This window comes from Klebsiella sp. 10982, from assembly GCF_048589245.1.
Lineage (GTDB): Bacteria > Pseudomonadota > Gammaproteobacteria > Enterobacterales > Enterobacteriaceae > Klebsiella > Klebsiella quasivariicola.
This window is the reverse complement of the sequence record NZ_JBMAXV010000009.1, coordinates 136,924-151,692: the sequence shown is the minus strand read 5'-3', so window position 1 is coordinate 151,692 and position 14,769 is coordinate 136,924. Positions and strand designations below refer to the sequence as shown.

Genomic DNA, 14,769 nt, shown 5'->3' with positions numbered 1-14,769 from the left:
AGGGAGCCACGGTTGATGAGAGCTTTGTTGTAGGTGGACCAGTTGGTGATTCTGAACTTTTGCTTTGCCAAGGAATGGTCTGTGTTGTCGGGAGGATGCGTGATCTGATCCTTCAACTCAGCAAAAGTTCGATTTATTCAACAAAGCCATTTTCGGCCGCGATGATAACGATCTGCTGCTGGCGGCGAAGGGGATTGCCCAGGGCAATATTCTGTTCCGCGGCGACAGCGTCACCGTGGACGGCATCAAAACCCTGCAGCCGCGTCAGCCTTACGATGCGCCAAACTGGGTGCGCACCGACCGCTCGGTCACCTTTGCTGAACTGAAAACCTATGAGCAACAGCTGCAGTCCAGCGGCCTGGTGCCGGATGCCATCACCGTGGCGCTTAACCTGCCGCCGGATCTCTATCTGCTGCGGGCCAACGGCATCGATATGGATCTGAAATACCGCTACACCATGCCGCCGGTGAAGGACAGCTCGCGGATGGATATCAGCCTCAACGACCAGTTCCTGCAGTCGTTCAGCCTTAACAGCTCCCAGGACGTGAACAAACTGATCCTGCGCCTGCCGGTGCTGCAGGGGCTGCTGGACGGCAAATCGGAGGTCACCATCCCCGCGCTGCGTCTTGGGGCGGTCAACCAGCTGCGCTTTGACTTCCAGTATATGAACCCGATGCCCGGCGGCTCCATCGACAACTGTATTACCTTCCAGCCGGTGCAGAACCACGTGGTGATCGGCGACGATTCGACCATCGACTTCTCGAAGTATTATCACTTTATCGCCTTGCCGGACCTGCGCGTCTTCGCCAATGCGGGCTTCCCTTACAGCCGTATGGCGGACCTCTCCGACACGCTGGTAGTGGTGCCGAAGGCGCCGACCCAGGGGCAGGTAGCGACGCTGCTGCAGGCCCTGGGCGGCATCGGGGCGCAGACCGGTCTGGCGGCGATTAATCTGAAGATGACCGACGATGGCACCCAGATCAAGAACAAAGATGCGGATCTGCTGCTGATCGGCGCGATCCCGTCGTCCCTCAAGGACGATACCAAAATCAACCTGCTGGTCGAGGCGACCAAAAGCTGGGTGAAAATGCCGATGCGCCACTATGACCTGGCGAGCATTTATCCCGACGATGAGGCCCGCACGCCCAATACCCGCACCGACATTACCTCTTCCGGGCCGATGGCGGCGGTGATTGGCTTCCAGTCGCCGTATAACGATCAGCGCAGCGTGGTGGCCCTGCTGGCCGACAGCCCGCGCGGTAATGAACTGCTGACCAACGCCCTCAACGACAGCGGTAAGCGGGCGGCGATGTTTGGGTCGGTGGCGGTGATCCGCGAGTCCGGCGTCAACAGCCTGCGGGTGGGGGATATTTACTACGTGGGTCATCTGCCCTGGTTCGAGCGCATCTGGTTCGCGCTCTCTAACCACCCGATACTGCTGGCGATCTTCGCCGCCATCAGCATTGTGCTGCTGGCATGGGTGCTGTGGCGCATGCTGCGCATCATCAGCCGCCGCCGTCTTAGCCTGGATGATGAGTAAACCATGATGAAAGTTCTTTGTGGCGCGGTGCTCTCGGCGCTGCTGCTGGCGGCGGGCCAGGTGGGCGCCGCCTGCCAGTGGCCCGCCTGGGAGCAGTTTAAACAAGCGTACGTCAGCGCCGAGGGGCGGGTGATTGACCCCAGCGATGCGCGCAAAATCTCCACCTCCGAAGGGCAGAGCTATGGCCTGTTTTTCGCCCTGGCGGCCAACGATCGCGCGGGGTTCGACAAACTGCTGACCTGGACGCAGAACAACCTGGCGGAAGGCGATCTGAAACAACATTTGCCGGGCTGGCTGTGGGGCAAAAAGGACGATGAGCAGTGGACCCTGCTGGACAGCAACTCGGCGTCCGACTCGGATCTGTGGATAGCCTGGGCGCTGCTGGAGGCGGGCCGCCTGTGGCAACAGCCGCAGTACACCGAGACCGGTAAAGCCCTGCTGGCGCGGATTGTCGCTGAAGAGACGGTGGCGGTGCCGGGCCTCGGCACGATGCTGCTGCCGGGAAAAGTCGGTTTTGCCGATGACAGCGGCTGGCGGTTTAACCCCAGCTATCTTCCGCCGCAGCTGGCCACCTACTTTGTGCGTTTTGGCGCGCCGTGGCCCGCTCTGCGCGACAGTAACCTGCGCCTGCTGCTGGAGACCGCGCCGAAAGGCTTTACCCCGGACTGGGTGCGCTATGAGAAAGGGAAAGGCTGGCAGCTGAAAACCGAAAAGCCGCCGATCGGCAGCTATGACGCGATTCGCGTCTACCTGTGGGTGGGCATGCTCCATGATGGCGATAAGCAGAAAGCGCGTTTGCTGCAACGCTTCGCGCCGATGGCGGCGCAGACCACGAAGCAGGGGGTACCCCCGGAGAAAGTGAATATCGCCACCGGCAAAACCAGCGGTCAGGGGCCAGTGGGCTTCTTCGCGGCGATGCTGCCGTTTTTACAGGACGACGAGGCCCGGTCGGTGCAACGCCAGCGCGTCGCCGATAACTATCCCGGCGCGGATGCCTACTACAGCGCGGTTCTGACGCTGTTTGGCCAGGGTTGGGATCAACACCGTTTTCGTTTCACGGCGAGTGGCGAATTACAACCTGACTGGAACCAGGAATGCGCAAGCTCTCACTAAGTTTACTCACGCTGTCCCTCGGCGTTGCGCTGCAGCCGTTAGCGCAGGCGGCGACGACGCCTGCCCAGGAGCATCTGCTGGAGCAGGTGCGCCTCGGCGAGGCCAGCAATCGTGAAGACCTGGTGCGCCAGTCGCTGTACCGTCTGGAGCTGATTGATCCCAACAACCCGGAGCTGATTGCCGCGCGGATGCGCTATCTGCTGCGTCAGGGGGATGCCGCCGGGGCGCAAAAAGAGCTGGAACGACTGACGAAGCTGGCGCCGGACTCCCCGGAGCTGAAGGCGTCGCGCAATGAGATGAAAAGCAACACCGGCGAGGGCCGCCAGGCGCTGCAGCAGGCGCGACTGCTGGGCGTGGCCGGGAAGGTCGATGAAGCCATCGCCGCCTATGAAAAACTGTACGGCGGCGTACCGGATGACGTTGACGTCGCCATTGAATACTGGACGCTGGTGGCGCGCCTGCCGGCCCGCCATAGCGAAGGCGTCAGCCAGTTGAAAAAACTGAACGCCAGCGCGCCGGGCAACGTCAGCCTGCTGACTTCGCTGGCGAAGCAGATGTTCGCCGATAACAAACCGCAGGAGGGGTTCGCCTATCTGGCGGAGATGGCCCGATCGGCCTCGGGACGCGGTATCGCCGCCGATATGTGGTTCAGTGAGGTGAAAAGCATGCCGGTGAGTAAGGCCAGCGTGCAGGCGTTGCAGCAATTTCTTCTGCAGTTTCCCACCGGCTCGGTGGCGGCGAACGCCCGCGTTCTGCTCGACCAACAGCAGGCGCAGCTGCAGGATCCGACTTTCCGCGCCCGCTCGGAAGGGCTGGCGGCGGTCAAGTCCGGGAATACCACGCAGGCGGTCGCGGATCTGCAGAAAGCCGTTCAGGCCGACAGCCGCGACAGCGACGCGGTGGGCGCTCTCGGCCAGGCCTATTCCCAGCGCGGCGACCGCGCGCGGGCAGTGGCGCAGCTCAGTAAAGCGATTGCCATGGACCCTGACAGCCCGAACCGCGGCAAGTGGGACAGCCTGCTGCAAACTAACCGCTACTGGCTGCTGATAAAGCAGGGGGATAACGCCCTGAAAGCCGGCCAGCTTTCGCAGGCGCAGAACTATTATGCCCAGGCGCAGCGGGTCGATCGCACCGACAGCTATGCCGTGCTGGGGCTGGGGGATGTCGCGGCGGCGCGCAAAGAGGCGGCGGCGGCGGAGCGCTATTACCAGCAGGCGTTGCGCCTGGATCGCGGCAATAACCTGGCGGTGCGCGGCCTGGCCAACCTCTATCGCGCCGAATCGCCGGAGAAAGCCAGCGCCTGGATCGCCGGCCTCCCTCCCGCTCAGCGGCGCAGTATCGATGATATTGAGCGCAGCCTGACTAACGACCGGCTGGAGAAACAGGCGCAGGCTCTGGAGAGCCAGGGCAACTGGGCGCAGGCGGCGGAAGTTCAGCGTCGGCGCCTGGCGCTGGATCCGGACAGCGTCTGGATAACCTACCGTCTGGCGCGGGATCTGGTCAGCGCCGGCGAACGCCAGGAGGCCGACGCGCTGATGCGGACGATGGTCAACCGCCAGCCGCAGGACGCCGAACGGGTCTACGCCTCGGGACTCTACCTGTCGGGGAACGACCAGGACGATCTGGCTCTGGCGCAAATCGCCGCTCTGCCGCGCAGCGCGTGGACGGATAACATTCGTGAACTCGAAGCGCGTCTGCAAAGCGACCGGGTGCTGCGCCAGGCCAACCAGCTGCGCGACAGCGGCGACGAAGCGCAGGCGATCGCCCTCATCAAACGGCAGCCCGCCTCGGTGCGCTATGATCTGACGCTGGCCGACTGGGCGCAGCAGCGCGGAGACAGCCAGACGGCGATTGCCGACTATCAGCGGGTGCTGCGTCAGGAGGCCGACAACGGCGATGCGCGCCTCGGCCTTGCGGAAGTCTACCTGGCCGAGGGCGATAAACCGGCCGCCCGGGCGCAGGTCATGCAGCTGAAAGGCGCAGAGACCGAATCCATGAACATGCAGCGGCGGGTGGCGCTGGCGCGAGCTGGCCTTGGCGATACCGCTGACGCGCAACGGATTTTTAATCAGATTGTGCCGCAGGCGAAGGCGCAGCCGCCCTCGATGGAGAGCGCGCTGGTGCTGCGCGATGCCGCGCGCTTTGCCACCCAGAGCGGGGCGCCGCAGCAGGCGCTGACGCACTACCGGGAAGCGATGGTGGCCTCCGGCATTACCCCCGCGCAGCCGCAGGATAACGATACTTTTACGCGGCTGACGCGCAACGACAGCCATGATGACTGGCTGAAGCGTGGGATCCGCAGCGATGCCGCCGACCTTTATCGTCAGCAGGATCTGAACGTCACCCTGGAACATGACTTCTGGGGTTCCAGCGGCACCGGCGGCTATTCCGACCTGAAGGCGCATACCACCATGCTGCAGGTGGATGCTCCGCTGGCGGATGGCCGGATGTTCTTCCGCACCGACCTGGTCAATATGGATGCCGGCAGCTTTTCCACCCACAGCGACGGGAGCTACTCGCCCAGCTGGGGCACCTGCGGGGAGATCGCCTGTACCAGCGGCAGTAAAAATCAGACCGACAGCGGGGCCAGCGTGGCGGTCGGCTGGAAGAATGACACCTGGAGCGGGGATATCGGCACCACGCCGATGGGCTTCAATGTCGTCGATGTGGTGGGGGGGCTGAGCTACAGCAGCGACGTCGGGCCGGTGGGGTACACGGTCAACGTCCACCGGCGGCCTATCTCCAGCTCGCTGCTCTCCTTTGGCGGGCAGAAGGACAGCAGCAGCCATACCGGCGCCACCTGGGGCGGCGTCCGCGCCGACGGCGGCGGCCTGAGCCTGAGCTACGATCGCGGGGAGGCTCACGGCATCTGGTCCTCGCTGGGCGCCGACTCGCTGACCGGTAAAAACGTGGCGGATAACTGGCGTGTGCGCTGGATGACCGGGTACTACTACAAGGTCATCAACGAGAATAATCGTCGCGTCACCGTCGGCCTCAACAATATGATCTGGCACTACGACAAAGATCTCAGCGGCTACACCCTCGGCCAGGGCGGCTATTACAGCCCACAGGAGTATCTCTCGTTCGCCGTGCCGGTGACCTGGCGTCAGCGCACCGAGAACTGGTCCTGGGAGCTCGGCGGGTCGGTATCATGGTCCCATTCGCGCACCCAGACGCAGGCCCGCTATCCGCTACTGAACCTGATCCCGTCTGACTATCGCCAGCGCGCCAGCCAGCTGACGGAGGAGGGGAGCAGCAGCCAGGGATTCGGTTACACTGCCAGAGCGCTGGTGGAGCGGCGGGTGACCAGCAACTGGTTTGTCGGCGCCGCGGTCGATATTCAGCAGGCGAAGGATTACACCCCAAGCCATGCGCTGCTGTACGTTCGCTATTCGGCGGCCGGCTGGCAGGGGGATCTGGATATGCCGCCCCAGCCGCTGGTGCCCTACGCCGACTGGTAGCAGAATAGACTGAATTACATGACAGAGCGCCACTCTAAAGCGCGCTTCGCGTATACTCGTGAGGCGTTGCCCACCGTCGGCCGCCGGGTAGACTTCCCGGCGTCTGCGCCACCGCGCGGAAATATCCCGTCACTTCATCCCTCGCGGGCGTGGGCGAAGGATTTAAGTATATAATCAGCCTGAAATGACCGGGATTGAAGGATTGATACCGGGTATGCATTCAGTATCAGTGGAGAACACCGTTGCGCGTCAGCCGTTCACTTACAATCAAACAGATGGCGATGGTCGCGAGCGTGTCCATGGCCTTTGTATTGGTTTTTTGCACTATTTTGCTGTTTCACTTTGTGCAACAGAGTCGCTTTACCACGGCCACGCAGTTAGAAAGTATCGCGCGATCCGTTCGCGAACCGCTGTCTGCGGCTATTCTGAAAGCCGATATTCCGGAAGCGGAAGCCATTTTAAGCCGTATCCAGCCTGCTGGCATCGTCAGCCGGGCGGACGTGGTATTGCCGAACCAGTTCCAGGCGCTGCGGATGCGGTTTATCCCCGAGCGGCCGGTGCCGGTGACCGTCACCCGGCTGTTTGAGCTGCCGGTGCAGATTTCGCTGCCCATTTATTCGCTGGAGCGGCCGGCCAACCCGCAGCCGCTGGCCTATCTGGTGCTGCAGGCCGACTCCTATCGCATGTATAAATTCGTCATGAGCGCCCTTGCCACGTTAGTGACTGCTTACTTACTTCTGGTGCTGATGCTGACGGTGGCGCTCACCTGGTGCATCAACCGGCTGATGGTTCGCCCTCTGCGGCGTATCGCCCGCGAGCTGAACGATCTCTCCCAGCAGGAGCGTCTTGGCCATCAGCTGACCCTCCCGCGCCTGCACCATGACGACGAGATCGGTATGCTGGTGCGCAGCTATAACCGCAACCAGCAGAGCCTGGTCCGCCAGCATGATGAGCTGTCCATCCAGTCGACCCGCTTCCCGGTCTCCGAGCTGCCGAATAAAGCCTTTTTGCTGGCGATGCTGGAGCAGACGGTGGCCCGCCCGCAGAGCGCCGCGCTGATCGTCGTCGCCTGTGAAACCCTGCAGGACGCCGCCGGGGTCCTCAAGGAGAGTCAGCGCGAAATGCTGCTCCTGACGCTGGTGGAGAAGCTGCGGGCCGCGATCCCGCCGCAGATGGTGCTGGCTCAGGTGAGCGGGTATGACTTCGCGATTCTCGCCGATGGCCTCGCCGAACCGTGGCAGGCGGTAACGTTAAGTAAGCAAGTGCTCACTATTATTAATGAGCGTTTACCGCTGCATGGGCTGCAGCTGCGGCCCTACGCCAGCGTCGGGATCGCCATGTTCCACGCCGGGCTCAGCGCCGAGCAGTTTTACCGGCGCGCGGTGTCGGCCGCTGTCACCGCACGACGTAAAGGCAAAAACCAGATCGAGTTCTTCGATCCCGAGCAGATGGAAAAGGCTCAGCGCCGCCTGATGGAAGAGCACGACATTATGACCGCGCTCGATAACCAGCAGTTCGCTATCTGGCTGCAGCCGCAGGTGGCCTGCGCCAGCGGCGAGATCTGCGGCGCCGAGGTGCTGCTGCGCCAGCGGCAGGCGGATGGCAGCTGGTCGCTACCGCCGTCGCTGATTGCGCGCATTGAGTCCTGCGGACTGATTATCCCGGTCGGCTACTGGGTGATGGAAGAGGCCTGCCGCCAGCTGGCGGCCTGGCAAAGTCAGGGGATTATGCTGCCGCTGTCGGTCAATGTTTCCCTGCTCCAGCTGCTGGAGCATGACCGTGGCGAGGAGATGCTGAAGCTGATCGCCCGCTACCGCATCGCGCCGGGCACCCTGATCCTCGAAGTGACGGAGAGCTGCCGGATGGACGATCCGCAGGATGTGATGGCCCGGTTGCGCCCCCTGCGCGAGGCTGGGGTGCAAATTGCGCTGGATGATTTTGGCATGGGTTATGCCGGGTTGCACCAGCTGCAGCAGATGAAGGCCCTGCCGGTGGATATTCTGAAAATTGATAAAGTCTTCATCGACATGCTGCCGGAGGATACCAGCATGGTGCCGGCGATGATCCAGCTCGCACGCGGTCTGTCGCTGCGTATCGTGGCCGAAGGGGTGGAGAACGACGCCCAGTACCGCTGGTTGCAAGCCGCTGGCGTCGAGGTGCTCCAGGGCCATCTTTTCGGTTGCGCTTTGCCGCAGGAGACATTCAGCGCGCGCTATTTATCCCCGCGCCGGGAGGATGCAAATTTGTAAATGTTTTGTTGACTTGTGCGAGTCAGCTCAAAGATTTTAACAATCGTGTTGCACTTTCGGCGTTAGTTATTTCTGAAATGTTTCCAGGGTGTTATTTTTAAGCCACAGAAGACAAATACCCCTTCTTGCTCTGTGGTTATTCCCAAAGGACACCCTATGAAAACCTCTATCTTTAAAAGCCTCTATGTCCAGGTGCTGACGGCCATAGCGATCGGTATTCTGCTGGGCCATTTTTACCCGGAACTGGGCGCGCAAATGAAACCCTTCGGCGATGCCTTCGTTAAGCTGATTAAAATGGTGATTGCTCCGGTTATCTTCTGTACCGTCGTGACGGGGATCGCCGGGATGGAGAGTATGAAAGCCGTCGGCCGTACCGGGGCGGTGGCACTGCTCTATTTCGAAGTGGTCAGCACCATCGCGCTGATTATCGGTCTGATTATTGTCAACGTGGTGCAGCCGGGCGCTGGCATGAACGTTGACCCGTCGACGCTCGATGCGAAAGCGGTGGCGGTGTACGCTGAGCAGGCGAAAGACCAGGGGGTGGTGGCCTTTTTACTGGATGTGATCCCGGGCAGCGTCATCGGCGCCTTCGCCAGCGGCAACATTCTGCAGGTGCTGCTGTTCGCCGTCCTGTTTGGTTTTGCCCTGCACCGTCTGGGCAGCAAGGGCCAGCTGATTTTCAACGTCATTGAAAGTTTCTCCCAGGTCATCTTCGGCATCATCAATATGATTATGCGCCTGGCGCCGATCGGTGCCTTCGGGGCCATGGCCTTTACCATCGGGAAATATGGCGTCGGCACCCTGGTGCAGCTGGGGCAGCTGATTATCTGCTTCTATATCACCTGTATCCTGTTCGTGGTGGTGGTGCTGGGGAGCATCGCCCGGGCCACCGGCTTCAGCATCTTCAAATTTATCCGCTATATCCGTGAAGAGCTGCTGATTGTGCTGGGGACCTCCTCATCAGAATCGGCGCTGCCGAGAATGCTCGACAAGATGGAGAAGCTGGGCTGCCGTAAATCGGTGGTGGGCCTGGTGATCCCGACCGGCTATTCGTTCAACCTCGATGGCACCTCTATCTATCTAACCATGGCTGCGGTCTTTATCGCTCAGGCGACCAACAGCCATATGGATATTTTCCATCAGATCACCCTGCTGGTGGTGCTGCTGCTCTCCTCGAAAGGGGCGGCAGGGGTAACCGGCAGCGGCTTCATCGTGCTGGCGGCAACCATCTCGGCCATTGGGCATTTGCCGGTAGCTGGCCTGGCGCTGATCCTCGGTATCGACCGCTTTATGTCCGAAGCCCGTGCGCTGACCAACCTGGTGGGTAACGGTGTTGCCACCGTAGTGGTGGCCAAATGGGTCAAAGAACTGGATGCCAAACAGATGGATGATGTTCTGAATAACCGTGTTCCAGCGAACAAATCGCACGAATTATCCTCTTAAATCCTCCTCTTAGGCCCGTACTCCCTTGCTGGAGTACGGGCTCCTGCGCATAATTAGAGGTCATTTCCGTTCAGCGGAAATGATACGAAATGATTATTTTACGTTGTCATGCGACATTTTCGTCTCCGTGTGGTCTAACCGACGTATTTCACTCTCACTTTTTTCGGCAGCCCGTCAGTGGGGTGCTGTTGTAACCAGGAATGTTCATCAGGGGTTCACATGCAGGGCACAACAATTAAACTCTTAACGGGCGGTTTGCTGATGGTAGCGGCGGTCGGTTATGTGCAGGCAGAAGCGCTCCAGCCTGATCCGGCCTGGCAACAAGGGACCTTAGCGAATGGTTTGACGTGGCAGGTACTGGCCACGCCGCAGCGTCCCAGCGACCGTATTGAAGTCCGTCTGTCCGTGAATATTGGCTCGCTGAGCGAAAGCACTCAGCAGAGCGGTTTTAGCCGCTTTATTCCCCGCCTGGCGTTGACGCAAAGCGGCAGCCTGCCGACGATGCAGGCGCGCTCTTTATGGCAGCAGAGTATTGACCCGAAGCGTCCTCTGCCGCCGGCCATCGTCTCCTACGATTTCACGATGTTTAATCTCAGCCTGCCCAATAACCGCAACGATTTGCTGAAAGAGGCGCTGAGCTGGCTGGCGGACGCCAGCGGTAAGCTGACCATTACGCCTGAAACGATCAACCATGCGCTGCAGGGCGGCGACATGGTGGCGACCTGGCCGCTGGATACCAAAGAGGGCTGGTGGCGCTATCGCCTGAAAGGGTCCACCATGCTGGGCCATGACCCCGCCGCGCCGCTGAAGCAGCCGATCGACGTGGCGCAGCTGAAAGACTTTTATCAAAAATGGTACACCCCCGACGCCATGACGCTGATCGTGGTGGGGAATGTCGACAGCCGCAGCGTTGCCGAGCAAATCAATAAGACCTTCGGCGATCTTAAGGGTAAGCGGGAAACCCCCGCAGCGGTGCCGACCTTATCGCCGCTGCCTACCGTGCCGGTCAGCATCATGACCAACGCGGTGCGTCAGGACAAACTGTCCATCATGTGGGATGCGCCATGGCAGCCGATCCGCGACTCCGCGGCGCTGCAGCGCTACTGGCGTGACGATCTCGCCCGTGAAGCGCTGTTCTGGCACGTGCAGCAGAGCCTGAGCAAAAATAACGTGAAGGATATTGGCCTTGGCTTTGACTGCCGGGTGCTATATCAGCGCGCGCAGTGCGCCATCAACATCGATTCCCCGGGCGAGCGCCTGAACAACAACCTGAGCGTGGTTTCGCGCGAGCTGGCGAAAGTGCGGGACAACGGGCTGCCGCAGGAGGAGTTTGACGCGCTTATCGCTCAGAAAAGCCTCGAGCTGCAGAAGCTGTTTGCCACCTATGCGCGCACTGACACCGACATTCTGATGAGCCAGCGCATGCGCTCCCTGCAGAATCAGGTGGTGGACATCGCGCCGGAGCAGTACCAGAAGCTGCGTCAGGAGTTCCTCAACTCCCTGACGGTGGACATGCTGAACCAGTATCTGCGCCAGCAGCTCTCGCAGGACATGGCGCTGGTGCTGCAACAGCCGAAGGGCGAACCGGAATACAATATGAAGGAACTGCAGGCCACCTGGGAAAAACTGATGGCGCCGAATCCGGCGGCCACGGCGGCTAGCGGCAGCGCCGATACGGTTGACGCCCACAGCGAGGCCAGCGACATCCCGCCGGGGCAGTAACCTAACGCCTCTCCGGCGCGCCAGCGGCGGCCGGAGAGCGCTTTGTGCGGAGAATTACTGCGGCATCGCTTCCCGCGGGATGATCGCCCCGCGATACTGGATCACCGTGCTGGCGGTCAGGTGTCCGCGTCTGGCGGCGGATTCGGCATCGCCGCCGGTCAGGCGAACGGCCAGGTAGCCGGCGCTGAAGGAGTCTCCGGCGGCGGTGGTATCCACCACCTTCTCTTTGGCCAGCCTGACGGCCGGCACTTCCCGCAGCGGTTGCCCGCTAACCGAGACCAGGCAGGCATCCGCGCCGCGCTTCACCACCACCTCTTCCACGCCGGCGGCGTGGGTGCGGGCGATCACCTCAGCAACCGGTTTTTCTCCCCACAGCGCGTCTTCATCATCGAGGGTCAGAAACGCGATATCGGTGCAGGCGAGCATCTCCTGATAGACCTGCTGCGTTTCCGCCTGGCTGGCCCACAGGCGCGGACGATAGTTGTTGTCGAAGATCACCTTGCCGCCGTTGGCGCGGCACTCACGCAGCAGCGTGAACAGCTTGTCGCGGCTGGCCGGGCTGAGAATGGCGAGACTGATGCCGCTCAGATAGAGATAGTCGAAAGTGGCCAGCTCTTCGCAAATCGCCGCCGCGCGATCGCTCTCCAGCCAGAACTTTGCCGCCGCCTCGTTGCGCCAGTAGTAGAAGGTGCGCTCGCCGGTATCATCGGTTTCAATGTAATACAGCCCCGGCAGGCGGTCGGCCATCCGCTGGATAAGATCGGTGTTGACGTTTTCCTGTTGCCAGCTGTCGAGCATCTGCTGGCTGAACGCATCGGTTCCCAGGGCGGTGACGTAGTGGACGCTCAATGCGCTGGCATCCGTCTGCCGCGCGATATAGACCGAGGTGTTTAAGGTATCGCCGCCAAAGCCGCGGTTAACGGCCCCGTTTTTCTCTGACAGCTCAATCATGCATTCGCCAATAACGGCAATTTTTTTAGACATAGCCAGAACCTGCAATGGAATCGATATAAGCGCTAGTGTGCGCTGCGCTGTTTTGCTGGTCAATCATATTAAAACATCGTTCCATTATTTTTTTGACCTGACGCGCGTAATGTGACGAAAAGCGCATTTCCAGGAGAAACGCTGCTTTTTGACTATATTCAGGACTGACGTGATGCAAAAGGAGCGCAGTAGGGATGAGCAGAACCCGTAAAACGTTGGTGATCATCACAGGAACGATACTGTTGCTGATCGTTCTTTTCTTCATTGTGCTGGCCACCTTTGACTGGAACCGGCTAAAGCCGACGATCAATCAGAAAGTCTCCGCCGAGCTTAACCGCCCGTTCGCCATCCGCGGCGATCTCGGCGTGGTCTGGGAGCGGCAGCCGGAAGAGCGCGGCTGGCGCAGTTGGGTGCCGTGGCCCCATGTGCACGCGGAGGATATCGTGCTGGGCAACCCGCCGACCATTCCCCAGGTGACGATGATCCACCTGCCGCGGGTGGAGGCGACGCTCGCCCCGCTGGCGCTGCTGAGCAAAACGGTGTACCTGCCGTGGATCAAGCTGGAACAACCCGACGTGCGGCTGATCCGCCTGGCGGAAGACAACAATAACTGGACCTTTCAGCTGGCTGGCGATCAGCGTGCGTCGGGCGACAGCGCCCCCTCCAGCTGGTCCTTTCGCCTCGACAATATTCTCTTTGATCGCGGGACTATCGCCATTGATGACAAGATCACCCGCAGCGATATCACCATCCTCGTCGATCCCCTCGGCAAACCGCTGCCGTTCAGCGAAGTGACCGGCACGAAGGATCGGCATAGCGCGGCGAAACCAGGTGACTATGTCTTTGGCCTGTCGCTAAAGGGGCGCTACAAGGACCAGCCGGTCACCGGTAACGGTAAAATCGGTGGCATGCTGGCCCTGCGCAGCGCAAGCACCCCTTTCCCATTGCAGGGCGACTTCCATTCCGGCAACACCCGGGTGGCGTTCAGCGGCACGGTCAGCGACCCGCTCAACGTCGGCGGCATTGACCTGCGGCTGAAATTCGCCGGCGACTCGCTGCGCGATCTCTACGACCTGACCGGCGTTCTGCTGCCCGAGACACCCTCGTTCTCTACCGACGGGCGCTTGCGCGCCGACTTTAAGCAGAAAAACCGCATGCGTTTTGACTATCAGGATTTTAACGGCCGGATTGGCGATAGCGACATTCATGGCTCCCTGACCTATACCACCGGCAAACCGCGGCCGAAACTCAGCGGCGATATGGAGTCAAAGCAGCTGCGACTGGCGGACCTTGGGCCGTTAATCGGCGTCGACTCCGGCAAAGGGACGAAGAAAAGCGCTTCGCGCCAGGCGGGTGACCGGCCGCAGCCGGCGGGTAAAGTGCTGCCGGCGGACCGCTTTGAAACCGACAAGTGGCAGGTGATGGATGCCGATGTGCGCTTTAAAGGCCGGAGAATTGAGCACGGCGGCACTCTGCCAATCAGCGACCTGTCGACCCATGTGATCCTGGAGGATGGTGACCTGCGCCTGCAGCCGGTGCGCTTTGGCCTGGCTAACGGGTCGATTGCCGGCAGCGTACACCTGCAGGGCGATAAAAAGCCGCTGCAGGGTGAGGCCAATCTGCAGGCGCGACGGCTGAAGCTGAAGGCGCTGATGCCGAACGTCGAGATGATGCAGAAAACCCTCGGCGAGATGAATGGCGATGTCCAGCTGCGCGGCAGCGGCAACTCGGTGGCGGCCCTGCTTGGCAACAGCAACGGTAACCTGAAGCTGCTGATGAACGACGGCCTGATCAGTCGCAACCTGATGGAAATCCTCGGCCTTAACGTCGGTAACTACCTGATTGGCCAGATTTTTGGCGATGAGGAGGTTCGGGTAAACTGCGCGGCGGCCAATATCGACGTGACCAACGGCGTCGCCCGGCCGCAGATTTTTGCCTTCGATACGGAAAACGCGCTGATCAATGTGACCGGGACCGCCAGCTTCGCCTCCGAGCAGCTGGACCTGACCATCGATCCGGAAAGCAAAGGTTTCCGGGTGATCACCCTGCGTTCCCCGCTGTATGTTCGGGGCACCTTTAAATCGCCGCAGGCGGGGGTGAAGGCCGGGCCGCTGATTGTCCGCGGCGCGGTAGCGGCGGCGCTGGCGACCCTGGTGACGCCGGCTGCTGCCCTGCTGGCGCTGGTCTCTCCGGCGGAGGGCGATAGCAACCAGTGCCGGACCATTTTGTCGCAGATGAAAAAATAAAGTAGGGAAGA

Annotated in this window: 8 protein-coding genes and 2 pseudogenes; 7 read left to right on the top strand and 3 right to left on the bottom strand. The window is 61.1% G+C overall.

Annotation, left to right across the window (positions count from 1 at the left end; genetic code table 11):
• Window positions 1-116, bottom strand: a pseudogene (locus tag ACKLKD_RS10640) (IS5/IS1182 family transposase); the annotation flags it as partial.
• A gap of 32 nt (window positions 117-148) precedes the next feature.
• On the opposite strand from ACKLKD_RS10640, the pseudogene bcsB reads away from it, so the two are divergent.
• The 6 genes and pseudogenes from bcsB to ACKLKD_RS10610 all read left to right on the top strand — a co-directional run.
• Window positions 149-1,540 (top strand): annotated as a pseudogene (gene bcsB / locus ACKLKD_RS10635) (cellulose biosynthesis cyclic di-GMP-binding regulatory protein BcsB); the annotation flags it as partial.
• Between the two features lie 3 nt (window positions 1,541-1,543).
• Window positions 1,544-2,653: a cellulose synthase complex periplasmic endoglucanase BcsZ gene (gene bcsZ / locus ACKLKD_RS10630; protein WP_087806394.1), complete on the top strand. Its 1,110-nt coding sequence runs from the start codon at window positions 1,544-1,546 to the stop codon at window positions 2,651-2,653.
• Window positions 2,635-6,114: a cellulose synthase complex outer membrane protein BcsC gene (bcsC, locus tag ACKLKD_RS10625; RefSeq protein WP_087806392.1), complete on the top strand. Its 3,480-nt coding sequence runs from the start codon at window positions 2,635-2,637 to the stop codon at window positions 6,112-6,114. The genes bcsZ and bcsC overlap by 19 nt, the downstream gene beginning before the upstream one ends.
• A gap of 242 nt (window positions 6,115-6,356) precedes the next feature.
• Window positions 6,357-8,363 (top strand): biofilm formation regulator HmsP, encoded by a 2,007-nt coding sequence (hmsP, locus tag ACKLKD_RS10620; RefSeq protein WP_223862132.1) that lies wholly within the window; start codon window positions 6,357-6,359, stop codon window positions 8,361-8,363.
• Window positions 8,364-8,519: 156 nt separating this feature from the next.
• Window positions 8,520-9,806 (top strand): dicarboxylate/amino acid:cation symporter, encoded by a 1,287-nt coding sequence (locus tag ACKLKD_RS10615; protein WP_087806388.1) that lies wholly within the window; start codon window positions 8,520-8,522, stop codon window positions 9,804-9,806.
• Between the two features lie 219 nt (window positions 9,807-10,025).
• On the top strand, window positions 10,026-11,528 hold the full coding sequence (locus ACKLKD_RS10610) for a M16 family metallopeptidase (RefSeq protein WP_087806386.1): 1,503 nt from the start codon (window positions 10,026-10,028) through the stop codon (window positions 11,526-11,528).
• 54 nt (window positions 11,529-11,582) lie between these two features.
• Here the strand turns inward: ACKLKD_RS10610 and ACKLKD_RS10605 are convergent, their stop codons facing one another.
• On the bottom strand, window positions 11,583-12,512 hold the full coding sequence (locus ACKLKD_RS10605; protein ID WP_002921434.1) for a sugar kinase: 930 nt from the start codon (window positions 12,510-12,512) through the stop codon (window positions 11,583-11,585).
• Window positions 12,505-12,777 (bottom strand): antibiotic biosynthesis monooxygenase, encoded by a 273-nt coding sequence (locus tag ACKLKD_RS10600; RefSeq protein ID WP_420061968.1) that lies wholly within the window; start codon window positions 12,775-12,777, stop codon window positions 12,505-12,507. Before ACKLKD_RS10600 ends, ACKLKD_RS10605 begins: the two co-directional genes overlap by 8 nt.
• Here ACKLKD_RS10600 and ACKLKD_RS10595 point away from each other — a divergent pair.
• Window positions 12,707-14,758 (top strand): AsmA family protein, encoded by a 2,052-nt coding sequence (locus ACKLKD_RS10595; RefSeq protein WP_025710714.1) that lies wholly within the window; start codon window positions 12,707-12,709, stop codon window positions 14,756-14,758. The two genes, ACKLKD_RS10600 and ACKLKD_RS10595, sit on opposite strands and share 71 nt — an antisense overlap.
• The last annotated feature ends 11 nt before the right edge of the window (window positions 14,759-14,769 follow it).